Source organism: Halorubrum sp. B53 (assembly GCF_059752395.1).
Genome location: NZ_MWTH01000003.1, coordinates 70,662 through 92,879, shown reverse-complemented (window position 1 = coordinate 92,879; position 22,218 = coordinate 70,662). Strand labels below are relative to the sequence as shown.

General features: G+C 71.8%; 25 protein-coding genes. 12 read left to right on the top strand and 13 right to left on the bottom strand.

The genetic code is table 11. From position 1 onward, the window contains the following. Positions 1-4: 4 nt before the first annotated feature. On the bottom strand, positions 5-2,464 hold the full coding sequence (locus B4V06_RS01830) for a heavy metal translocating P-type ATPase (RefSeq protein WP_498167025.1): 2,460 nt from the start codon (positions 2,462-2,464) through the stop codon (positions 5-7). 31 nt (positions 2,465-2,495) lie between these two features. Next, on the bottom strand, positions 2,496-2,702 hold the full coding sequence (locus B4V06_RS01825) for a DUF8131 family protein (RefSeq protein ID WP_498167023.1): 207 nt from the start codon (positions 2,700-2,702) through the stop codon (positions 2,496-2,498). 97 nt (positions 2,703-2,799) lie between these two features. Between B4V06_RS01825 and B4V06_RS01820 the strand changes: the two genes are divergently transcribed. From B4V06_RS01820 to B4V06_RS01790, 7 genes are all read left to right on the top strand, one after another. After that, complete coding sequence (locus B4V06_RS01820; RefSeq protein WP_498167020.1) at positions 2,800-2,973, top strand: hypothetical protein; 174 nt, start codon at positions 2,800-2,802, stop codon at positions 2,971-2,973. A gap of 6 nt (positions 2,974-2,979) precedes the next feature. Next, complete coding sequence (locus B4V06_RS01815) at positions 2,980-3,495, top strand: cytochrome c oxidase subunit II (protein WP_498167018.1); 516 nt, start codon at positions 2,980-2,982, stop codon at positions 3,493-3,495. Further along, positions 3,492-5,285 carry a b(o/a)3-type cytochrome-c oxidase subunit 1 gene (locus tag B4V06_RS01810; RefSeq protein ID WP_498167015.1) on the top strand — a complete coding sequence of 598 codons (1,794 nt, stop codon included), beginning with the start codon at positions 3,492-3,494 and terminating at the stop codon, positions 5,283-5,285. The genes B4V06_RS01815 and B4V06_RS01810 overlap by 4 nt, the downstream gene beginning before the upstream one ends. Then, positions 5,282-5,497, top strand: coding sequence for a CbaC protein (locus tag B4V06_RS01805; protein WP_123113199.1), 216 nt, complete (start codon positions 5,282-5,284; stop codon positions 5,495-5,497). Before B4V06_RS01810 ends, B4V06_RS01805 begins: the two co-directional genes overlap by 4 nt. A gap of 81 nt (positions 5,498-5,578) precedes the next feature. Then, entirely contained in the window at positions 5,579-5,824 is a 246-nt protein-coding gene (locus B4V06_RS01800) for a DUF7542 family protein (RefSeq protein ID WP_123113200.1), read from the top strand. A 76-nt stretch (positions 5,825-5,900) separates the two neighbouring features. After that, positions 5,901-6,902, top strand: a complete 1,002-nt coding sequence (locus B4V06_RS01795) for a Gfo/Idh/MocA family protein (RefSeq protein WP_123113201.1) — start codon at positions 5,901-5,903, stop codon at positions 6,900-6,902. Positions 6,903-6,985: 83 nt separating this feature from the next. Further along, positions 6,986-7,360, top strand: a complete 375-nt coding sequence (locus B4V06_RS01790; RefSeq protein WP_123113202.1) for a thioredoxin family protein — start codon at positions 6,986-6,988, stop codon at positions 7,358-7,360. 98 nt (positions 7,361-7,458) lie between these two features. Here B4V06_RS01790 and B4V06_RS01785 read toward each other — a convergent pair whose 3' ends face one another. The 9 genes from B4V06_RS01785 to B4V06_RS01745 form a co-directional block, all read right to left on the bottom strand. After that, positions 7,459-7,725 carry an elongation factor 1-beta gene (locus tag B4V06_RS01785; RefSeq protein ID WP_092565372.1) on the bottom strand — a complete coding sequence of 89 codons (267 nt, stop codon included), beginning with the start codon at positions 7,723-7,725 and terminating at the stop codon, positions 7,459-7,461. 2 nt (positions 7,726-7,727) lie between these two features. Then, a complete protein-coding gene (locus B4V06_RS01780) occupies positions 7,728-7,907 on the bottom strand; it encodes an HVO_2753 family zinc finger protein (protein ID WP_123113203.1) in 180 nt (59 codons plus the stop codon). Positions 7,908-8,088: 181 nt separating this feature from the next. After that, positions 8,089-9,324 (bottom strand): tripartite tricarboxylate transporter permease, encoded by a 1,236-nt coding sequence (locus B4V06_RS01775; RefSeq protein WP_498167010.1) that lies wholly within the window; start codon positions 9,322-9,324, stop codon positions 8,089-8,091. Positions 9,325-9,430: 106 nt separating this feature from the next. After that, positions 9,431-9,625 (bottom strand): 30S ribosomal protein S17e, encoded by a 195-nt coding sequence (locus B4V06_RS01770; RefSeq protein WP_008007028.1) that lies wholly within the window; start codon positions 9,623-9,625, stop codon positions 9,431-9,433. Positions 9,626-9,717: 92 nt separating this feature from the next. Next, on the bottom strand, positions 9,718-10,422 hold the full coding sequence (locus tag B4V06_RS01765; RefSeq protein WP_498167008.1) for a DUF447 domain-containing protein: 705 nt from the start codon (positions 10,420-10,422) through the stop codon (positions 9,718-9,720). Continuing rightward, a complete protein-coding gene (locus B4V06_RS01760) occupies positions 10,419-11,405 on the bottom strand; it encodes a triphosphoribosyl-dephospho-CoA synthase (protein WP_498167005.1) in 987 nt (328 codons plus the stop codon). Before B4V06_RS01760 ends, B4V06_RS01765 begins: the two co-directional genes overlap by 4 nt. Continuing rightward, positions 11,402-12,214, bottom strand: coding sequence for a tRNA-dihydrouridine synthase (locus B4V06_RS01755; RefSeq protein ID WP_498167002.1), 813 nt, complete (start codon positions 12,212-12,214; stop codon positions 11,402-11,404). Before B4V06_RS01755 ends, B4V06_RS01760 begins: the two co-directional genes overlap by 4 nt. After that, positions 12,211-13,242 (bottom strand): 2-phospho-L-lactate transferase, encoded by a 1,032-nt coding sequence (gene cofD / locus B4V06_RS01750; protein WP_498167000.1) that lies wholly within the window; start codon positions 13,240-13,242, stop codon positions 12,211-12,213. The genes B4V06_RS01755 and cofD overlap by 4 nt, the downstream gene beginning before the upstream one ends. A gap of 494 nt (positions 13,243-13,736) precedes the next feature. Next, a complete protein-coding gene (locus B4V06_RS01745) occupies positions 13,737-14,657 on the bottom strand; it encodes an isoaspartyl peptidase/L-asparaginase (protein ID WP_498167247.1) in 921 nt (306 codons plus the stop codon). 160 nt (positions 14,658-14,817) lie between these two features. Here B4V06_RS01745 and B4V06_RS01740 point away from each other — a divergent pair, with 160 nt between their 5' ends. The 3 genes from B4V06_RS01740 (at position 14,818) to icd (ending at position 18,794) form a co-directional block, all read left to right on the top strand. Next, on the top strand, positions 14,818-16,401 hold the full coding sequence (locus B4V06_RS01740; RefSeq protein ID WP_498166997.1) for an HTTM domain-containing protein: 1,584 nt from the start codon (positions 14,818-14,820) through the stop codon (positions 16,399-16,401). A gap of 80 nt (positions 16,402-16,481) precedes the next feature. Then, the gene (locus tag B4V06_RS01735; protein ID WP_498166995.1) at positions 16,482-17,444 is read left to right on the top strand and encodes a glycosyltransferase family 2 protein; all 963 of its coding nucleotides are present in this window, start codon (positions 16,482-16,484) and stop codon (positions 17,442-17,444) included. An 87-nt stretch (positions 17,445-17,531) separates the two neighbouring features. Further along, on the top strand, positions 17,532-18,794 hold the full coding sequence (gene icd, locus B4V06_RS01730; protein WP_123113210.1) for an isocitrate dehydrogenase (NADP(+)): 1,263 nt from the start codon (positions 17,532-17,534) through the stop codon (positions 18,792-18,794). 197 nt (positions 18,795-18,991) lie between these two features. On the opposite strand, the gene B4V06_RS01725 is transcribed toward icd, so the two are convergent. Further along, positions 18,992-19,429, bottom strand: coding sequence for a DUF5809 family protein (locus tag B4V06_RS01725; protein ID WP_123113211.1), 438 nt, complete (start codon positions 19,427-19,429; stop codon positions 18,992-18,994). A 36-nt stretch (positions 19,430-19,465) separates the two neighbouring features. Beyond that, positions 19,466-19,945 carry a DUF5810 domain-containing protein gene (locus B4V06_RS01720; protein ID WP_123113212.1) on the bottom strand — a complete coding sequence of 160 codons (480 nt, stop codon included), beginning with the start codon at positions 19,943-19,945 and terminating at the stop codon, positions 19,466-19,468. Positions 19,946-20,511: 566 nt separating this feature from the next. On the opposite strand from B4V06_RS01720, the gene B4V06_RS01715 reads away from it, so the two are divergent. Next, a complete protein-coding gene (locus tag B4V06_RS01715) occupies positions 20,512-21,756 on the top strand; it encodes a translation initiation factor IF-2 subunit gamma (RefSeq protein WP_123113213.1) in 1,245 nt (414 codons plus the stop codon). A 1-nt stretch (position 21,757) separates the two neighbouring features. Beyond that, positions 21,758-22,204: a type II toxin-antitoxin system VapC family toxin gene (locus tag B4V06_RS01710; protein ID WP_123113214.1), complete on the top strand. Its 447-nt coding sequence runs from the start codon at positions 21,758-21,760 to the stop codon at positions 22,202-22,204. The last annotated feature ends 14 nt before the right edge of the window (positions 22,205-22,218 follow it).

The following is a 22,218-nucleotide window of genomic DNA, read 5'->3' as shown; positions in this document are numbered from 1 at the left end:
TGACTCACTCGCCCTTATAAACGGCCCGCGCCGAGTTCGACACCACGAGGACGCTGCTCGTCGCCATCGCGAGCGCGGCGAGGAGCGGGTTGAGAACGCCCGAGATCGCCATCGGGATCGCCACCGCGTTGTAGACGAACGCCCAGCCGAGATTCTGCTTGAGCCGGCGGTTCGTCCCGCGGGTGACCGCGAACAGCTCCGGGATCGCGGAGAGGCGGTCCTCCAAGAGGACGGCGTCCGCGGCGTCGGCCGCCAGGTCGGTCCCGCTCGCGATCGAGACGCCGAGGTCGGCCGCGGCGAGCGCGGGCGCGTCGTTGCTGCCGTCGCCGACCATGGCGACGCGTTCGGTCGCCGCGAGCCGCCGCACCGTCTCGGCCTTCGCCTCCGGCGGCACCGCCGCGAAGACCTCGTCGATCGCCGGGTGGTCCTCGAACCGCCGGGCCGCCTCGGGCGAGTCGCCGGTGAGCACCACGACGCGTCGCCCCCCCTCAGTGAGGTCGGTGACGACCGCCTCCCACCCGTCGCGGACCTCGTCGCCGACGACGAGGACGCCGACGACCGACCCCTCCCAGCCGACGAAGACGGGAACCCGCCCGTCGTCCCGGGCCTCTCCGCCGGCCGCCTCCAGTGACGCCGGCACGGTCCACTCCGCGCCGTCGAACAGCGACCGATGGCCGACGACGACCGCGTCGCCGTCGACGCGGCCCGTAACGCCCCGGTCCGAGACGGTCACGTCCGTCGCCGCGGCGTCGCCGCCGGCCGCGACCGCCCGGGACCCGTCCGGGTCGGTTCCGGTCGTCACGCCCCCGTCGGTCGCCGCCCCGGGGGCGTCGTCGCCCGCCTCGCCGCGAGCGCCGGCGGCGGAGTGACCTCCTCCGTCGCCCGCGACGGCGTCGACGATCGCCTCGGCGACGGGGTGGACCGAGGCGCGCTCGACCGCCGCCGCCCGCCGCCGCACTTCGTCCGGCGAGGCGCCGTCGGCGACGGTGTCGACCAGCCGCATCTCGCCGTCGGTCAGCGTCCCCGTCTTGTCGAGCACGACGGTGTCGATGTCGGCGGCCTCCTCGAAGACGGCGTCCGAGACGATCACGATGCCGCGGCGGGCCGCGTCGCGGATCCCGGCGGCGATGGCGAGCGGCGTCGCGAGCCCGAGCGCGCACGGGCACGAGACGATGAGCACCGTGAGCCCGACCAGCGCGGCGTCCACGGGCGCCGCCCCGAACGCGAACGTGGCGCCGGCGCCGAGGACGGCGACCGCGACGACGAGCGGCACGAACACCGTCGCGAGCCTGTCGACGAGCCGCTGGACGCCCGACCGCGAGCTCTGGATCTCCCACAGCAGTCGGACGAGGGTGTCGAGGGTGCTCGTCGCGTCCTCGCCGACCTCGACGACGATCGGCGCGTCGGTGACGACGGTGCCGCCGCGGACCGCGTCGCCCTCCCGCTTCGTCGCTGGGAGCGACTCGCCCGTGACGAGCGCCTCGTCGACGGCGGCGGTCCCCTCGGCGACGGTCCCGTCGAAGGGGACGCGCTCGCCGGGGCGCACGAGGAGCCGGTCGCCCGGATCGACGGCGTCGGCCGCGACGGTCTCCCCGCCCTCGGTGCGGACCGTCCGGTCGCCGGCCGTCGTGAGCTCGGAGAGCATCCCGGTCGCGCGCCGCTTGATGATCGACTCGTAGTGGTTGCCCGCGGTGACGACCAAGATCACGGCGATCGTCACGTCGAAGTAGAGGTCGGTCCGACCGAGGAGGAGCGCGAGCGTGCTGTACGTGTACGAGCTGGCCGCCGCGAGCGACACCAACAGGTCCATGTTCGGCTGTCGCGCCCGGAGGCTCACGTACGCGCCCCGCAGGATCGGGTAGCCGGTGTAAAAGAGGACGATCGAGGCGAACACCCACACCTGCGCGAACAGGTAGGTGCCCGAGACGCCGCCGAGATCGAGGATCGGCTCGTACCCGAAGTAGGTCGGGTATAAGAAGAGGACGTACCACAGCATCGCCATCATCCCGAAGAAGCCGCCGCCGATCAGGAAGCGGACCACGGCGACGTCGTCGCCGTCCGGCTCCGGGTCGGCCCGGTCGCTCGCGGAGTACCCGGCGACCGAGAGCCGCTCGGGGAGCTCGTCGGCGCTCACCGCGTCGGGGTCGTAGTCGACGCGGATCGTGTCGGTCGCGTAGCTCGCCTCGGCGGCCGCCACGCCCTCCTGCTCGCCGGCGGTCAGCTCGAGGAACGACTCGCACGTCGCGCAGTGCATCCCGTCGACGTGGAGGAACGTCGTCTCCCCGTCGAACTCCCGGTCCGGCTCCGTCTCGGGGCGCCGCTCGTCGAGGTCGTCGAGGTCGTCGACGTCGTCCAGCGACCGGGCGACCGCGAGGCAGCCGCGGCAGCAGAACTCGCCGTCGACGTCCGGGGCGGTGTTGGGGTCGTCCCCCGTCGGCAGGTCACAGAGGGTGCAGTTCGACATGGCGTTCGGTCCCGGCGGTCGGTCGGCGACGCTACGCCTCCTCCGGGTCCGCCGCGTCGGCCGAGCCCGAGCCGGGGCGGAGGCTCCCGCCGGTCGCGACGTGGAGGCTCGCCCAGATGATGAGCACGTTCACGAGCGTCACGGCGACGAAGATCTCCGCCCGGTCGGCGATGAACACCGTTGCCGGAATGAGACCGCCCAACACGAGGAGCACGGCCCGCTGGAGCGAGAACTTCATACCACGGTGTAGGGTCTGCCGAACATATATAACGCCCGTGTTTTCATGTCCCGGGAACGGATAGATATTATATAGTCGCTAATCTATAACCCGGCCTATGGGGCAAAACCAAGCCGCACACGCATCGAGTGATGATGTGAGCGGTGAAGAGGAGTTCGATCCGATCGGAACGCTCACGCTCATCGGGATATATTTCGTCATCCTGCTGTTAGCGTGGGTGTACATCTATTACATCGAGTTCCTCGGCCGCGATCTAGTCGTCGTGGGGTGATCACGCATGCACATTCACGCCTACGAAAAACTCTGGCTCGCGGCATCGATCCTGCTGATACTGCTGCTCATCGGCTCGGTCACCTACGGCGCGGTCGGTCCCGGCGTCGCGATGGTCTCCGACAGCGAACAGCCCATCGACGCCCAGGGGCTCGACGAGGACGAGCGCTTCTCCGAGCCCCGCGTCGAACAGGTCGGCGACAACGAGTACGCCGCCTACGTCGTCGCTTACCAGTTCGGCTTCACCCCCGACCCGATCGTCGTGCCCGAAAACAGCACCGTCACGTTCTACGTCACCTCTCGCGACGTGATCCACGGCTTCGAGGTCGTCGGAACCAACGCGAACACGATGGTCGTCCCCGGCGAGGTCTCCGAGATCACGGTGGAAGTCGACGGATCGAAGGAGTACGGGCTCATCTGTAACGAGTACTGCGGCGCCGGCCACCACGTGATGGAGGGGAACGTGAACGTCGTCAGTCAAGAAGAGTTCGAAAACCGCAACAGCGGGGGTGACGACGCATGAGCGAGGCCATCGAAGCCGAGCAGTCGTTCGTCGACAAGTTCCCCGACGAGGCGCGGATCGTCCGCGCCGCGCTGCTCAGCTCCTTCCTCGCGCTGGCGCTCGGCGCGATCTTCGGGATCATCCAAACGCTCCACCGGACCGGGGTGTTCCGGGGGATCATCTCCTCGACCGACTACTACACGTCCCTCACCGCACACGGCGTGTTCCTGGCGATCAGCTTCACCACGTTCTTCCTCGTGGGACTGTTCACGTGGGCGGTGACGCGGAGCCTCGACCGGCCGCTCATCGACATCCGGATCACGTGGACGTGGTACGCGATCATGGCGGTTGGCATGACGATGACCGGCGTCTCCATCCTCGCCGGCTTCGTCCCCGCCCTCGACATGAGCGCCGACGTCCTGTTCACCTTCTACGCCCCGCTGCAGGCGCACCCCCTGTTTTACGCCGGCCTCGCCGTCTTCATCGTCGGCTCCTGGATCGCCGGCGCCGACTGGTTCCGCACCTTCCTCGCCTGGAAGCGCGAGCACCCCGACGAGCGCATCCCGCTCCAGACGTTCATGGTGTTGACCACCATGGCCATGTGGTACATCGCCTCCTCGGCCGTGGCCGCCTCCGTCCTCATCTTCCTCCTCCCGTGGTCGCTCGGCTTCATCGACCAGGTGAATCCCACGCTCACCCGGACGCTGTTCTGGTTCTTCGGCCACCCCGTCGTCTACTTCTGGCTCATGCCCGCCTACCTGCTGTGGTACACCGTCCTCCCGAAAATCGCCGGCGGACGCCTGTTCAGCGACCCGCTCGCCCGCGTCGTCTTCGTCCTGTTCCTCTTACTGTCGACCCCGGTCGGCATCCACCACCAGTACCTCGACCCCGGCATCGCCGAGGGGTTCAAGTTCATCTCGATGACCAACACCATGTTCCTGCTGTTGCCGAGTCTGCTCACCGCGTTCACGGTCGTCGCGAGCGTCGAGTACGGCGCCCGCCAGCGCGGCGGCACCGGCCTCCTCGGCTGGCTCACCGACCTCCCGTGGCGCGACCCCGCGTTCACCGGCATGATGCTCGCCGGCCTGATGTTCGCCGCCGGCGGCTTCTCCGGCATGGTCAACGCCGGGATGAACATCAACTACATGATCCACAACACGATCTGGGTGCCGGGCCACTTCCACCTCACCGTCGGCACCGCCGTCGCGCTCACGTTCATGGCCGCCACCTACTGGATCTGGCCGCAGATCTCCAACAAGCCGATCTTCAGCCGATCGATCGGGCTGTTCCAGGTCGTCCTCTGGTTCATCGGCATGGCGCTGATGTCCAACGCGATGCACGCACAGGGAATCATGGGCGTGCCGCGCCGGACCGCCGAACCCGAGTACTCCGGCTTCGATTACCCGACGATGTTCGGCGGGTTCGAAGAGCTCAACATCCAGATCGCCATCGGCGGGACGCTGCTGTTCGTCTCGACGGTGCTGTTCATGGGGAACCTCGTGCTCACGATGGGGAACCCGAAGGTGTCCGGACTCGCCGAGTCGCTGCCGCCGGCGCTGTCCGGCCCCGACGACGCCCCGCGCGTGCTCGACAGCCTCCGGCTGTGGGTGGGGATCGCGCTGACGCTCGTCGTGCTGGCGTACGCGCTCCCGCTGGCGGCGATCATTCAGCGCGGCGGCCTGCTCGGCCCGGGCGTGGGCACGTACCCGGTGTGGCTCGCACCGGCGCTCGACGCGCTCGCGGGCGCGGTGACCCCGGTGGTCGGCGCCGTCGGTGAGGCGACCGCCTCGCTCGTCGAGGTGGGCCGATGAGCCTCGATCGGACCCGCGGCGGGCTCCTCGTGGCGTTCGCGATCTTCGGCGTGATCGTCTACGAGTTCCGGACGGTCCTGGACTTCGTCGGCGTCGAGCTCCCGCTGATCCCCTATATGGCCGCCGTCTTCGCGCTCGCCGGCGTCCTGCTGTGGATCGTCACGCTGACCGGCGGCTGGCGGACCGAACCCGAGGGCGACGAGCCGGCGTAGCGGCGCGGAGCGCTCCGCCCGGACGGTCCGTTCGAGGCCCTCGCACCGCGAGTGTTTTGTGCTATCCGACCAATATCCGGTATGGAACGGACGCGTGTCACGGTCCGGTGTGCCGACTGTCCCTTCGAGGCGGGGTACGACCGGCTCCCGCCGGCGCGGGCCGCGCTCGGCGAACACGAGTCGGCGACCGGTCACGAGGTGGCGTGGGAGATCGAGTCGCTCGCCGAAGGCGTCTCGCGGGCCGGCGCCGACGCGGGCGTCTGCGGCCGCCCCGAGTGCGCCAACGAGGACTCGCCGCTCGTGAACCCCGAGCCGGCCGACCGGTAGCGCGGCGCGGACGATCGCCGGCCGCCTCGGGCCGGAGTCGCCGGCTCTTTTATATTCGGACCCTCGATGGTCGCGTATGTCAACCCGGACCGATCGGCTCACCTTCGGCGTGCTCGGCACCGCGGGAATCGCTCGCGACGCGGTGGTCCCGGCGATCGCGGCGAGCGAGCACGCGGTCGGCGCGGTCGCCTCGCGAGACGGCGACCGGGCGGCGGCGTTCGCCGAAGCGGCGTCGATCCCGCGGAGCTACGGCTCTTACGAGGCGCTTTTGACGGACGACGAGCTCGACGCCGTCTACGTCCCGCTGCCGAACGGGCTCCACGCCGAGTGGACGACGCGCGCGGCCGACGCGGGGCTCCACGTACTCTGCGAGAAGCCGCTCGCGGTCGACGCCGCGGAGGCGCGCGAGGTGACCGATCACTGTGCGGACCGCGGCGTCACGCTGATGGAGGGGTTCATGTACCGGTACCACCCCCGCACCGAGCGAGTCCTCGAGCTGGTCGAGCGGGAACTGGACGACGTGCGTACGGTGACCTCGACGTTCCGGTTCCCGCTGTACGACCGACCGGACGACGTGCGCCTCGACCCGGCGCTCGCCGGCGGGTCGCTGATGGACGTCGGCTGTTACCCCGTCTCGCTCGTCAGGGCGGTCCTCGGCGAGCCCGATCGAGCGTACGCGCACGCGAACGACACCCGGGACGCCGGCGTCGACACGGAGCTCGCGGGCGTCTTGGAGTACGACGACGGCCGGTCCGCCCGAGTCGCCTCGGGATTCGACACGCAGCTCGTCCAGCGGTACCGGATCGACGCGACGAACGGCTGGATCGCGGTCGAGCAAGCGTTCGACGCGCCGACCGACGAGCCGGTGGAGCTGACCTACCAGATCGACGGCCGGCGCGGCGTCGAGACGTTCGAGCCCGTGGACCAGTACCGGCTGCAGGTGGAGCACTTCGCCGATCGCGTCGCCGACGACGCCGACCCCCTGACCGACGGGGAAGCGGCCGTCGCGAACATGCGGGTCATCGACGCGCTCGCCGAGAGCGGCGACGGCGGCGACGGCGCGGTGGACGTCTCCTGAACGGGGCCTCCCCGCGGCGAACCGAGCGGTGGGCGCCGTCGATCCGAGCGAGCGTTTATATGCGTTCGGCCCTAATAGTGTGCATGATGAGCAATACTACGGCCGGCGGCGCTGAGTCGGATGGAAACGAGGGGGTCCGCCGTCCGACGTCTCTCGCCGACGCTGACGCCCTCGACGCGTTCGTCGCCGACGCCGACGCCGCGCTCGTCGAGTTCTACACCGACGGGTGCGGGATCTGTGCGAGCATGGAGCCCGTCCTCGGGAACGTCGCTCGCGCGCTCGACGTCGACGTCGCCCTGATAAACCCCCGCGACGATCCGCCGCTCGTCGAGCGGTTCGACGTCCGAAGCGTGCCGCTGTTCGTGCTGTTCGTGGACGGCGAACCGGTCGCGCGACGTGCGGAGGGGTTCATCCCCGGCGACGACCTCACCGCGTGGGTCGACGAACGCGTCGAGTGATCGGTCGCGGCGGCGCGAGACGCGCGCATCGCTACCGGGACGCGACGAACTGAACAGAAAGACGTTCGATTTCCGGCCGAAGCCCGACGGCGTCGGCGCTACAGTCGGCCGACGTTCTCGACGGCGACGGACTCGACGCCGTCGACGTCGGCGAACGCCTCTTCGACCGCCTCGGTCCCGCCCGCGCCGTCGGGGACGATGACGGTCGGCAGAAGGGCGACGAGGCCGAACGCGACGTCGTCGCGCTGGAAGCCGCGGATCTTCGCGCCCTGCGGGAGCGACTCCTCGAGTCGGTCCTGCAGGTCGTCGAGGTCGACCTCGGGGCTGTTCGGCATGACCTTGATTTTGGCGGCGACGTCTCCCATAACTAGGGTCCTCGGAAGCCGCAGTCGGGACACTCGTAGAGGTTGCTCTGCTTCCGGCACTTCGCGCACCGGTGGATGGTCGTCCCGCAGTCCGGGCAGGAGAACCGCGCGGCGTTCATGCCGGCCACCTGGATACCACAGGAGACACACTGCCGGGTGCCCTGCGTTTCACTCTCGCTCATACACTGAGACACCACCGCGCGACTTTTAACCGTTGTTCTTTGCGGTCGGCGCCGAACGCGGCGTGGGGCGCGGTACCGCGCCGCTCGGGTGTCGAACGCGCGGAGCGCGGCCAGCGGTAGGCGAGAGCCGAGGACCGCGGAGCGCGGTTCGAGGGAGTCGGCGACGGAGTCCCCCCGGCGCTCACCCGACGATCAGCGGACCGATCAGCACGCCCATCAGGTGGACCCGCCGGGCGCCGACCCGGGGCGGGACGAGTCCCAGCGCGCCGGCGACGGCGAAGACCCCGACGCCGAACGGTCCCGCGAACAGGAACGAGACGCCGGCGAGCAGCGCCAACACGCCGATCGAGAGGCGGGTGTAATCCGCGTTCCCGACGACGCGGAGGTAGGCGTCGCCGACGAGGAGGACGAGCGCGAACCCGCAGGCCGCCGCGGCCCCCGCGGCGACGAGGAGGATCGGGAGCGCGAAGGGGACGCCGGCGCGGTCGATAGCGACAGTGACCCCCGTCCGGGGCGTGCCGAGCGCGACGAGGGAGAACAGCGCGAATATCGTGTTCGCCGTGTTGGCGCCGCTCGTGGCGACGAGGAATCCGCGGTCGCCCTCCTCGCGCGGGACCGCGGGCAGCGCGGCGACGGCGGCGATGGCGGCGGAGACGCCCGGGACGTAGCCGACCACCGCGCCCGCGAGCGACCCGGCGCCGGCGCTCACGCCGAGGTCGCGGGGCGCCATCGTGATCCGCGCGTCGGCCTGCGGCGGGACGCCCTCGCCCCCGAGCGCGTCGACGAGGACGGGCGCGCCGAACAGTCCGGCGAACAGCGGCGCGAGGACGCCGCCGGCGTCGAGCGGCGCCGCGGGATCGACGTCGAGGGTTGCGAACCCGAGCGCGGCGCTCGCGAGAAACGCGAGAAACCCGCCGACTGCGGCCTCCTTCGACGACTCGGTGAACACGAGGAACGCGACGACGCCGGTCAAGAGCAGCGGGAGGTGCGCCCGCACCGTCGGATACCCGCGCATCATGATCCACGTGATCGGCACGGCGAGCGGGACCGCGAGCGCGACGGCCAGCCCGGAGCCGACCGCCGAGAGCCGGATCGCCTCGCGGCCGCGGCCCGCGATCACGAGCCGGTGGCCCGGCAGCGCCGCGACCGCCGTCGCCGCGTCGGGCACGCCGAGCGCGAGCGCGGGGACGATGTCGAGGAACGAGTGGACCACGCCCGCGCCGAGCATCGCGACGCCGACGAGGAGCGGATCGGCGGCGACCGAGGGGGCGAGCCCCGCGAGCAGCAGCGCGAAGTTGTTCGCGTGGAGGCCCGGAACGAGCCCGCTCAGCGTGCCGAGCGCGGCGCCGCCGCACAGGAACGCGAGCGCGGCGGCCGCGAACGTCGGGTCGACGACAGGGCGGACGAGGGCGTCCATCGCGACGAGGTGGCCGCGGCTTCGGTGATAAGGCGCGGGGTGTGCGGCGAGACCGAGCGCCGCGGCTCGGGAATCGCGGAACGTGCGGTCGAAAACTCGGGACCGGTTAGGCCTTCTGGGCCGCCTGCGCCTTCTTCTGGGTGACGTAGCCGGCGATCCGGTTGCGGACGCCCTTCGACTCGACGGTGGTCAGGGCCGTGACGCTCTCCTTGTTCGTCTCGAAGTCCGTGTTGAACGAGTCGGGGTACCGCTCAAGCAGGACGTTCCCGAGCTGCTTGATGTACTTGGGTTTGATGGCCATACCGAGCGATACCGCCGGGCCGAACTAAAAGGGTTCGTTACGCCGCGAGCGGCCGCAAGGCGGTATTACGCCGGGCGAGCCACGCGGTCCGGTCAGGGCTCGTCGTCGACGTCGTCGCCGTCGCCCCCGCGCTCGGTCCCCTCCGCCGCCGCGAGCGCCCGCCACCCGGTCGCCTCGTCGATCCGAGCGAACGCCTCGCGCTCGGCGGGACCGCCGCAGCGGTCGACCACGTCCGCGAAGTACGCCAGCCGGCCGAGCAGGTCCGCCGTGTCGAACGCGGGCACGTCGAGCCGCGAGGCGGCCACCGTGGCGTCGACGACCGCGCCGAACCCGCGGTTGATCGTCGGCACGCGCTCACGGCGAACCGCGCTCTCGACGGGATCGAGCGCCCACGTCCGGATCGTCGTGTCGCCCTCGGTCTCGCTCCCGATCTCCTCGGCGGTCACCTCGACCCACGCGTCGGCCGTCTCGAGGACGGGGTCGTCGACCTCCCGGACCGTCAGCGCGGCGTCGACGAACGTGCGCGGGTCGGTCGTGAACTGGACGACCCCGCCGCCGCGCTCGGTGAAGTTCCGCCACGTCCGAGTGCGCCCGTACGTCCGCGCGGTCACGGGGTCACCGGGGTCGGCCGGCGCGTGGATCCCGAGCGCCGCGACGTTCCAGCGGTCGTTCGGGCCGAGCGTCGTCACGACCGACTCGGTGACGCCGCGGAGCGCGACCGGCCAGCCGTCGGGCGCAACGGCGTCGGCGCCGTCGGCCGCCCCGCCGCGGCCCACGTCGGGCGCGTCGTCGGTCACCGCGCCACCTCCGCGCCGCGCCGGAGCGCGACGTACAGCGCCGCGCAGGTGAGGTCCGCGGTCGTCCCGGGGTTGATCCCCTCGTCGACGAACGCCGTCGCCAGCGCCTCGGCGGCGTCGAGGTCGGCCCCGTGGACGGCGTCGGCGTCGACGTCGCTCGGGTCGAGGGGACCCGTGGAACCGCCGTCGTCCGCTCCGCCGAGCAGGGCGGCGGCCCGTGCGCTCGCCTCGCGGGCCGTCTCCGGGTCGTGGCTCGCGGCGACCAGCGTGTCGGGCTCGGCCGCGAGCAGGCCGAGGAAGGCGCGCGCGGCTCGATCGGTCAGCGGCCCCTCGTCGGCGCGGATCCACTCGGCGGCGCGGAACGTCCGCGGGAACCCCTCGACCCACTCCTGCGCGTTGCGGTCGGGAACGCGGTCCGGATCGTCGGGGGCGGCCGAGACCGCCATCACGTCTCGGAGCGTCAGCTCCCGGTCGCGGAGCGCCGGCGCCGCGTCGCTCCCGTGACGCACGTCCAGTTCGGCGGCGTCCGCCGGCGGATCCGCGACCGCGACATCGACGCGCTCGAAGGCGCGGTAGAACGCGACCGCGTCGCCGACGGTGGTCTCGCGGGTCACGCGGTCGACGGCGTCCGGGTCGAGATTCCCCGAGGGCGACACGTCGCCCGCGGGCGAACCCACGACGGTCGCGCGGAGCAGCGGGACGAGCAGCAGCAGACAACCGAACTGGGTGTTCGTTCCCGCGCGGTCGGCCATCCCCGCCACGCCGCGCTCGAAGGCGTCGCCGACGGACCCCTCGTCGCTCGCGGCCAGTTCGAGCCCGTCGCGGGCGCCGACCGCTCCGCCGAGAAAGGACTCGAACCGGAGGTCGTCCAGGTCCCGCCGCCGGTCGACGTTGCCCGGTTTCGGGGTGCCGGCGACTTCGAGCAGGAGCGCGAGGGTCGCGTCGTCGACCGGATCGCGGGCGCGGGAGTCGACGGCCGTCACGGCGACGCCTCCCGTCGGCGCTCCGGCGGCTCGCCGATCGAGAGCTCCCCGTCGCGCCACGCGCGAACCGCCTCGGCGACGCGAGCGAGCTCCGCCGGGTGCTCGGTCGGCCGCCCGACGCTGACGGCGTCGGCGCCGTGCGCGGCGTACTCAGCGACCGTCCGCCGGCCCCGGACGCCGTTGTTGGCGATCACGGTGAGGTCGGCGCGGGCTCCCTCATCCGCGATCAGTTCTCCGACGACGGCCTCCGAGTCCATCGCGTCGACGTGGAGCCACTCCGCCCCCGCGTCGGCGACCGCGTCGGCGACGGCGACGAGGTCGACGTCGGGGACCTCGGCGCGGACCTTCACGCTCGTCGTCGCACCGGTCCCGGCCGCGGCGGCGACGTAGTCGGCGAGCCGGTCGCGGTCGGAGAGCAGGGACTCGCCGCAGCCGACCGCGCGGAGTTCCGGCTGTCGGCAGTGAGCGTTGACCTCGCAGACGGCGCCGTGCTCGGCGCAGACCGCCGCCGCCTCGCGTACCGGGTCGACGGTCGCGCTCCGGACGTTGACTCCGGGACGGACCGGCGCGTCGGCGAGCGCGGCGAGCTGTCGGTCGATCCACGCGAGCGGGTCGTCAGGGAGGAACTCCGAGCGCCCGCGCGCGACGAGATCGCGGGCCGCGGCCCGGCTCGCAGGGTCGAGCGCGATCCCGCCCAGCACCGCCGCGTCGACGTGCGAGGCGGCGGCGCGCGCCCAGTCGGCGTCGGCCGCGCCGCTGAGGCTGGCGGCGACGAGGGAGGGGGACTCGCCATCGTCGGTTGCCGTCACTCCGCCACCTCCGCGTCGGTCGCCGCCGCGTCCGACACCGCTGTCAGCGCGCGCTCGCAGGCTCGGGCGACGCGCTCGGCGTCGTCGGCGTCGTCGATCCGTGTGTCGGTGCGCTCGACGTGGCGCTCGGAGAGCTCGGTCGGATCGTCCGTATCGAGGACGAACGCGTCCGCAAACGGGTACGCGGCGGCGACGCCCGCGGTCGAGGGGTCGCGGCCGACGCCGGCCATCAGGTCGGCCGCCGGGCCGGAGAAGGCCTCGTCGCCGACGAACGGCGAGACCGCGACGACCGGCGTCGCCGACAGCGCCGCCTCGAACTCGGGGAGCGCGAGCATCGGGCCGAGGCTCGTCACGGGGTTTGAGGGACCGATAACGACCGGGTCGGCGAGGGCGTCCAGCACGGCGTCGGTCGGCTCGGCGTCGTCCGCGCCGCGGAACTCCACGTCGTCGACCGGCGGCTCGCCGCGGCGCGCGACCCAGTACTCCTGGAAGTGGATCGTCTCGCCGGCCGCGGTGTGTATCAGCGTCGCGACCGGGTCGTCGGACATCGGGAGGAGGTCGACGTCGAGGCCGAAGGCGTCGGCGAGCGCCCGGATCGCCTCGGTGAGCGTGCGGCCCTCGTCGAGCAGGCTCGTGCGCGTGACGTGGACCGCGCGGTCGCGGTCGCCGATCTCCATGAACTCGCCGACGCCGGAGAAGCGCCGCCAGCGGGCGATCTCGCGGCCCGCCGTCTGCGCCTCGGCGTCGAGGTACCGCGGCTGCGTCCCGATCCCGACCTCGTCCGCGAGCCGGCGCAGCTCCGCGTGGGTCTCGGTGGTGTCGTCGGCGATCCCCCACCACGTCTCGCGGTCGAGGACGCCGCCGCCGGCGAACAGCACGGTGTCGACGTCGGGGCAGACGAGGTGGCCGCCGAGCTCGACGTCGTCGCCCGTGTTGGCGACGACCGCGACCTCCTCGGGGTCCCAGACGCGGGTCGCCCCGTCGAGGAGCTTCGGCGTCCCCGTGCCGCCGGCGAGGAACGTGACCATACGCGGGCAAGGCGGCCGGCGGATTTGTATCCTCGCCTCCGCGGACGACGAGGCGGGTCGGGGTCGACGCAACGAGCTCATTTATAAATGCTCGACGACGCCCGACCAGTTTTACCGTCGGCGCGCGCCTCCGAGTGGCCGCCACCGGCGGCCACGAGGAGCACGTGCGAGGGAGTCGCGAGGAAGCGGGCGACCGGCGGGAGCCCCGACCGAGCGACGAGGCTGGGGAGGTGTGAGGTGCTGTGCGGAGCGGAGCGGGGTGGGACTCAAAGGGGCAGCCGCGCTCGGCGAACCCCAGCGACGTAAGCACCGCAGGGAGCGAGTGAAACGAGCGACTGAGGAGCGCAGCGAGCTGTGGGAGCCGAGCGCGGCTGGGGCTTTGGAGGTGTTCACCGTCGACCCGTCAGCAACCGCTTATAAGCGAGCGGCTGGGGCTTTGGAGATGGTCACCGCGAAATATTTTATTTATAAATGGCCGCCCGCCACGTCAGCGACTATTTATAAGCGATACTCGTCTGCATCCCGTCCGTGTTGAACGCGCTCCCGGCCCCCTCCTCCCCGAGGACGATCACGCCGGCTCCGGAGCCCGTAATCTCCTCGAACTCCTCGATCGCCCGGTCGGCCGCCGCCTGCGCGCCGATCCCGTCGTCGAGATGCTCCACGCCCCGGCGCGAGAGCGTGACGCGCGCGATGTCCTCGCCGGCCCCCGTCGCGCTCGCGCCGCCGGCCTCGGTACAGAAGAATCCCGAGCCAACCTGCGGCACGTCGCCGACCCGGCCCGCGAGGGCGAACGACCGGCCGCCCGTGGAGGTCGCCGCCGCGAACCGCTCGCCGTCGGACGCGACCGCGCCGACCGTGTCGTGGTCGGGCGCGCGACCCGAATCGCCCTCCCCCTGAGAGCCGTTCTCTAACCCACTGCCGGCCTGATCCGAGCCCGATCCGAACCGCGTCGCGAGCCAGTCGAGGTGCTCGCGCGGGCCGCCCCGCGGCGGGTCCTCGTCCTCGTATCGGGCGCGCGTCTCGTCGGTGAGCAGGTCGACGCCCGTCTCGACATCGAAGTCGGCGGCGAGGTCGACCGCATGCTCGCCCGAAACGAAGACGTGGGGCGTCTCCGAGTGGACGACGCGGGCGACGCTCGCCGCGTGCTTCACGCCCGGCATCGAGCAGGCCGCGCCGATCTCCCGGTCCGAGGTCATCACGCCGGCGTCGGTGCGGACGACGCCGTCGGACTGGACCGCGCCGCCGACGCCGGCGTTGAACCGAGGGCTCGATTCGAGAGGCGCGAGCGCCGCCTCGACGGCGTCGAGGGGAGTTCCGGCGTCCGCGCCGCGCTCGGCCGCCGCGTCGAGCGTCTCCTGTCTCGGCGCCGGGTCGTCCGGCGCGCCGCCGGCGCCGCCGTGGACGACGACGCGCATCGAGGGTCGCTGTGACATACGCGAGGGTGCCGCGGCGTCCGCATAAGCGCCCGGGAAGCGGCGGGCGATACCGCCGAGCGGGTGGGGGGCTCTCGCGGTCGGCCGCGGCCGGTCCGCCGCCGCAAGAACTATTCCCGCCGCTCGGGGAGTCGCCACTGTCGTGGACGACCACCGAGGACGCACAGCCGACGCCCCCGCCGAGGACCCCGAACCGCGCACCGACGAGGAGCCCGCGGGGCGGCCCTCGCTCCGCCGCCGCCTCCGAAACGCGGTCGGGGCGCGCGTCGGGATCGACCGCCGCGCCCTGGCGGCGTTCCGGGTCGCGCTCGGGGTCGTGCTCCTCGTCGACCTCGGGCTGCGCGCCCGGAACCTGACGGCCTTTTATACCGACGCTGGGGTGTTCCCGCGCTCGGCGCTCGCCGAGGCGTACCCCCTCGCCGCTCGCTTCTCGCTGCACGCGCTCTCGGGGGCGGCGTGGCCCGTCGCGCTGCTGTTCCTCGTCGCCGCGGTCGCCGCCGTCGCGCTCGCGGTCGGCCACCGGACCCGGCTCGCGACCGCGGTCTCGCTGGTCCTGCTCGCGTCGCTGCAGGCGCGAAACCCGTTCGTGCTCAACGCGGGCGACAAGCTGCTCTGGCAGCTGCTCGGGGCCGGGCTGTTCTGTCCGCTCGGCGCGCGGTGGTCGGTCGACGCCGTCCGGCGCCGGGGTTCGACGGTCGGGACGGCCGGCCGCCAAGGGCAGGGAAGCGACCGCTTCGTCGGGCCCGCCTCGGCGCTCCCGTTGGCCGTCGTGGTCGCGGTCTACGTCGCGAACGGGATCGAGAAGCTCCGGGGGACGGCCTGGCCGCGCGGCGAAGCGGTCGAACAGGTGTTCCGGCTCACGTACCTCCACGGGCCGGTCGGCGGACTCCTCCCCGAGGCGCCGGCGCTGTACGCGGCCGCCACCTACGGCTGGCTCGCGCTGCTCGTCGCGTCGCCGCTGCTCGTCGTATCCGCCGGGCGCGTCCGGGCGGCGCTCGCGGGGAGCCTCGTCGCCGCGCACCTCTCGATGACGCTCACGCTCCAGCTCGGCGTCTTCCCGCTGATATCGGCGACCGCCCTCCTCCCCTTTTTCCCGTCGTTCGTCTGGGACCGCGTCGAGGAGGGCGTCGGCTCGGCGAGCGGGCGGCTCCGGCGGGCGGCGGCGTCGGTCCCCGGCGGGCCGCACCTCGCGGACCGGGCAGACCGGACAGACCGGACGGATCGGGCGGACCGGGCGACCCGCGAGCGCGCCGTCGCCCTCGTCGCCGTCGTCCTGCTCGCGTCGGTGCTGGCGTGGAACGGGATGGCCGCCGGGCTCGTCGACGCGCCCGAGCCCGTCGCGGCGACGGCGGACCCGGCCGAGCACGGCTGGGACATGTTCGCGCCCGACCCGAGCTCGACGGACGCGCTCCTGCTCGCGACGGCGACGACCGCCGACGGCGACGCGTTCGACGCGCTGCACGGCGACCCCGTCGCGGCCGACCGGCCGCCGTCGGACGCGCGGGCGTACCCCACCGCCCGCTGGCGGAAGTACCTCACTCTGTTGGCGGACGACGGGGCGCCGAGCCGCGTCGACCCGCTTCTCGCGCACCTCTGCGACCGCTCTGCGGGGGGCGGCGGCGACCCGGTCGCGTCGGTGACCGTCTCGATGGTCGAGGTCGACGTGACCGACGGCGGAGAGGCCCGAGTCAACGAACTCGGAACGCGGGAGTGTCGGCCGGGGTGAGGCTCGGGACGGGGGAGTGTCGACCGAGGTGAGTCGCGGGCGACTGACCACTTATCAGTCCGCCTCCCGAACCGATCGACGTGACGGAGAGCGAGCGATCCCGCCCGCCGACGTCGGTGCTCCTCCCGACGGTGCGCTGGACCGAGGCGTGTTCGGAGGTGGCCGCCCAGCTCGGCGAGGACGACGAGCTGTTGGTGATCTGCGACACCGGCGACGACCCGGTGGCCGAGCGCCGGGACGGTGAGAGCGGCGCCGAGGGGGAGGGCGACGGGCTCCCCGACAGGGTTCGCGTCGTCCTCGCGGGCGAGCCCGATGGCTGTTCCGGGAAGGCGAACGCGATCGCCGCGGGCATGGCGGCGGCGGAACGCGACCGGATCGTCTGGACCGACGACGACTTCAGGCATCCGCCGGAGTGGCTCGCGACCCTCAACGCCGACTACGAGCGACAGGGGCCGACCACGGAGGTCCCCGTGTTCGTCGGGGCGGACCCGCTCGGGCGGTTCTTCGAGCCGGCGTACGTCATCGGCGGGACGCTCGCGGTCTCCCGGGACGGGATCGCGTGGGGCGGCGCGGTCGTCTTCGAGCGCGACGACCTCGACGAGGACGCCTTCCTCGCCGACCTCCGCCGCACCGTCAGCGACGACGGGACCCTGGCCGAGCACCTCGACGTGAGCGCCGCCGACCGCACCCGGACCGTCGCCGCGGGCGGGTCGGCGCGGGAGTCACTGGAGCGGTTCGTCCGGTTCCTGCAGATCACTCGCCGCCACGCGCCGCTGGCGACCGCGTTCAACGTCGCGCTCTCGATCGCCCTCGCGTCGCTGTGCCTGCTCGCGCCGGTCGCGGGAGCGGCGTTCGTCACGGCGCTCTCGGGGGCGACGTACGCGCTGTTCGGGGTCCGGCGGGCGACGTTCCTCCTCGCCGCCCCGTCGGTGATCGTCTCGCCGGTCTTCCTCGCGTACGCACTCGCACGACGGACGTTCGTCTGGGGCGGCCGGCGCTACCGGTGGCGGTCGATGTTCGACGTCGACGTCGAACCGGTCTGAGAGCCGGAACCGGCAAAGCCTGCGAGAGCGGCGCTCACGCCGAAAGCGGCAGGCACTTTAAGCCACCACCAGAATCCACGAACGTTCATGAGCTACGATAAGGTCGACGTCCCCGACGACGGCGAGGCGATCACACTCGCCGACGAGGAGACCGGCGAGCTGAACGTCCCGTCGAACCCCATCATCCCGATCATTCACGGCGACGGGATCGGCACCGACGTCGGACCGGCGGCACAGCAGGTACTCGACGCGGCCGCGGAGGCGACCGGGCGGTCCATCGCGTGGATGCGCGTCTACGCGGGCTCCAGTGCTCGGGAGATGTACGACGAGAACCTCCCCGAGGACACCGTCTCGGCCATCCGCGACCACCGCGTCGCGATCAAGGGGCCGCTGACGACTCCCGTCGGCGCCGGCTTCCGCTCGCTGAACGTCGCGCTCCGGAAGACGCTCGACCTGTACGCGAACGTCCGCCCGACCTACTACATCGACGGCGTCCCGTCGCCCGTCAAGAACCCGGAGGAGATGGACATGGTCACCTTCCGGGAGAACACCGAGGACGTCTACGCCGGCATCGAGTGGGAGGCCGGCACCGACGAGTCCGAGCAGGTACGCGACTTCCTCGAACAGGACATGGACGTCGCCGACGTCATCCACGACGGCCCCGTCGGTATCGGCGTCAAGCCCATCTCCGAGTTCGGCTCGAAGCGCCTCATCCGCGAGGCGGTCGACTACGCGCTCGCGAACGACCGCGACTCGGTCACGCTCGTCCACAAGGGAAACATCATGAAGTTCACCGAGGGCGCGTTCCGCGACTGGGGCTACGAGGTCGCCGAGGAGGAGTACGGCGAGGACGTCATCACCGAGGACCAGCTCTGGGAGGAGCACGACGGCGAGCGCCCCGAGGGCGCCCTCGTCGTCAAGGACCGCATCGCGGACAACATGCTCCAGCAGCTGCTGACCCGCACCGACGAGTACTCCGTCATCGCGACGATGAACCTCAACGGCGACTACATGTCCGACGCCGCCGGCGCGCAGATCGGCGGCCTCGGCATCGCGCCCGGCATCAACCGCGGCCACGGTCGCTGTCTCGCCGAGCCCGTCCACGGCTCCGCGCCGAAGTACGCCGGCGAGGACAAGGTGAACCCCACCGCGATGATCCTCTCCGGCCGCGAGATGCTCGACTACCTCGGCTGGTCCGACGCCGCCGACCTCGTGCGCGAGGCCGTCGAGGAGACCATCTCCTCCGGCAAGGTCACCTACGACCTGCACCGCCAGATCGAGGGCGGCGAGAAGCTCGCGACGAGCGAGTTCGCCGACGCCGTCGTCGAGAACATCGAAAAGCTCGCCTAGGCGAGCTTTTCGAGCGCCCGAAAATCTTCGATTTCCGGGAACATCGAGAAGCTGTCGTAGACAGCTTCTCTGGCCTCCGGCTGACGCCGGAGACATCGAAAAGCTCGCGTAAGCGTCGCTCTCGGCTTCGACTCCTCTTTTATTGCGCTCTCCTCCGACACCGAGCGACAGCGCCGGGAAGAGTAGCGCCGAGCGAGCTACCGCCCGGACTCGTAGAACTCCTCGCGGTAGACGCGCCCGAACGCGTTCCGCCGGAGGGTACTCGCGGCCGCGTCGGGCTCGTCCTGGAACGTCGCCGCGACCACGGTGTCGGCGAAGGGGATCGGGTGCCAGACGAGGTTGTCGACGTTGTCGGAGCCGATCCGGACGACGTCGTCCGCGTCGAACTCGCTGTCGGCGAGCCACGCGTCGAACTCGCTCTCGTCGCCGACGTGGACCGCGAGCAGCTCGGCGAAGGTGGCGTCGCGGGCGGTCCGGATCACCTCCGGGGTGACCCGGTCGTCGTACTCGTCGGCGCCGAACTCCATCGCCTTCGTCGCCTCGCGGACGACGACCTGCGCGACCGGGCCGACCTCCTCGTAGCGTTCGAGCGCGTCGGCGCGGGTCTCGGGAGCGAACGTCCCTCTGGTGTGCATACGTCGCGTTCGGCGCCGACTGAAAAGGGCGTTCCGTTACGCGGACGGGTCGGCGGCGTCGTCGGCGTCGTCGGCAGCGTTGCCGGCGGCGTCCCCCGCATCGTCGCTCTCGCTGTCCTCGTCCTCCTCGAACATCTTCCGCGTCAGCTCTCGGGCCTCGCGCAGCGCGGCCTCGGTCTCCGGGTCGGTCGCGCCCGACTCGTCGACGCCGCCTCGCGCCCCGGGAACGTCGGGAGCGCCGTGACTGTGTCCCGCGTGGTCGTGGTCGCCGAGGTCGACGTCGGGGCGCCCGCGGTCGACGGTGTCCTCGAACACCTCGTGGTACTCGGCGTCGTCGGCGTGCGGGGTCACCTCGGCCGCGAGGCCGTCGGGGTCGCGGTCGCTCCAGTCGGGGACGCGCTCGTCGAGCCACGCCTCGTGGTCGTCGCCGTGGAGCATCGCCGTGAACGCGAGGTGGTGCGCGAGGTGTTCGCCGTCGCGCTGCGGGGTCTCGCAGACGGGGCACGCGTATCCCATTATGTGCCCGGATTCGCGCGTGAGGCGTAAATCGGCGTCGGACGAGTACGGAGCTGACGACGTTTGTTTATAAACGGATGACTGCGGGCCGGTGGTGAACACCTCCAAAGCCCCGGCCGCGAGGACTCGGTGCGGTCGCTGCGGTCCTCAGTCGCTCGCGGTGCTCGCTCCCTGCGGTCCGTGCTTCCCGCGCCTTCGTCCTCGCAGCCGCCCCTTTGAGTCCCATCCCCACAGCGACCGCACCTCACACCTCCCCAGCCTCGTCGGCCACTCTTCGCTTCGCTCCGAGTGGCCGACTCCCTCGCGCGTGCTGTCGCCGGCGCGTAGCGCCGGCTTCCAGAGGGACCTGCGGTCCCTCGCGGCTCGGCCGCGAGGCGGCCTCGCAGGCACGCGCCACCGCACCGCACGCTGATTTATAAGTGGTCGTCGCCGTCGCGCTCGGGTGTCCGTCTCGCGTCGTCGCGCTCGGACGTTCCGCGAGAACTCCCTGCCGCCACTATAACAGCAACTTTATCACTCGCACGGAGCGAATTTCCGGTAAGACTGCTCCGTTAGGAGGTCCAACAGTGACTGAAGCCAACACACAACCGGAGGTGAACATCGGTCTCGTCGGTCACGTCGACCACGGGAAGACGACGCTCGTGCAGGCGTTGTCCGGCTCGTGGACCGACCAGCACAGCGAGGAAATGAAACGCGGCATCTCGATCCGGCTGGGGTACGCGGACGCGACGTTCCGGCGCTGTCCGGGCGTCGACGCGCCCGAGTGTTACACCGTCGACGAGGAGTGCGAGGACGGCTCCGAGAGCGAGCCGCTCCGGACGGTCTCGTTCGTCGACGCCCCGGGCCACGAGACGCTGATGGCGACGATGCTCTCGGGCGCCTCGATCATGGACGGCGCCGTGCTGGTCGTGAGCGCGACCGAGGACGTCCCGCAGGCGCAGACGGAGGAGCACCTGATGGCGCTCGACCTGATCGGGATCGAGAACGTCGTCATCGCGCAGAACAAGGTCGACCTCGTCGACCGGGACCGCGCGGTCGACAACTATCAACAGATCCAGGAGTTCGTCGAGGGCACCGTGGCGGAGGACGCGCCGATCGTCCCCGTGTCGGCCCAGCAGGAGGTCAACCTCGACCTGCTCATCGACGCGATCGAGACGGAGATCCCGACTCCCGACCGCGACCCCGGCGAGAACGCACGGATGTACGCGGCGCGCTCGTTCGACATCAACCGGCCGGGCGCGACCGCCGCGGACCTCAAGGGCGGCGTCGTCGGCGGCTCGCTCGTCAGCGGCGAGCTCTCCGTCGGCGACGGGCTGGAGATCCGCCCCGGCCGCGAGGTCGACGAGGAGGGCCAGACGGAGTGGCGGCCCCTCGAGACGACCGTCCGCTCGCTGCAGGCCGGCAACAACGACGTCGAGAGCGCCCGACCGGGGGGCCTCCTCGGCGTCGGGACGGGGCTCGACCCGAGCCTGACGAAGGGCGACGCGCTCGCCGGCCAGGTCGCCGGCGAGCCGGGCACGCTCCCGCCGACCCGCAACGAGTTCGAGATGCAGGTCGACCTCCTCGACCGCGTCGTCGGCAAGGAGGACGACGAGAGCGGCGAGAGCGACATCGAGGAGATCAGCACGGGCGAGCCGCTGATGCTCACGGTCGGCACCGCGACGACGGTCGGCGCGGTGACGAGCGCGCGCGACGGCGAGTGCGAGGTGAGCCTCAAGCGGCCCGTCTGCGCCGAGGAGGGCGCGCAGATCGCGATCAACCGGCGCGTCGGCGCGCGCTGGCGGCTCATCGGCGTCGGGACGCTCTCGTAACGTGACCGACTCGACCCGCGCGGGCGACGCCCCGACCGAGGCCCTCGCGGGCGACACTCCCGACGGCGCCCCGGTCGTCGCGCTCGACGCGAGCGCGCTGATGGCGCCGGTCGAGGCGAACCTGCGGCTGTTCGAGGAGCTCGACCGACTTCTCGGCGCGTACGAGGCGGTCGTTCCCACCGCGGTCACGTCGGAGTTAGACCGGCTGCAGGGCGGGAACGGCGAGGAGGCGACCGCGGCGAGCGTGGGCGCGGACCTCGCGGCGCGGGCGGAGGCGGTGGAAACGACGGAATCGTACGCCGACGACGCGCTGGTCGAGCTGGTCACCGAGGGCCGGGTCGACGGCGTCGTCACGAACGATCGACCGCTGGCGAACCGGGTGCTGGAGGCGGGCGCACCAGTAATCGGTTTAAGGGGTCGGAACACACTGGCGATAACGGAACCCTAGCGGACGCGGACAAC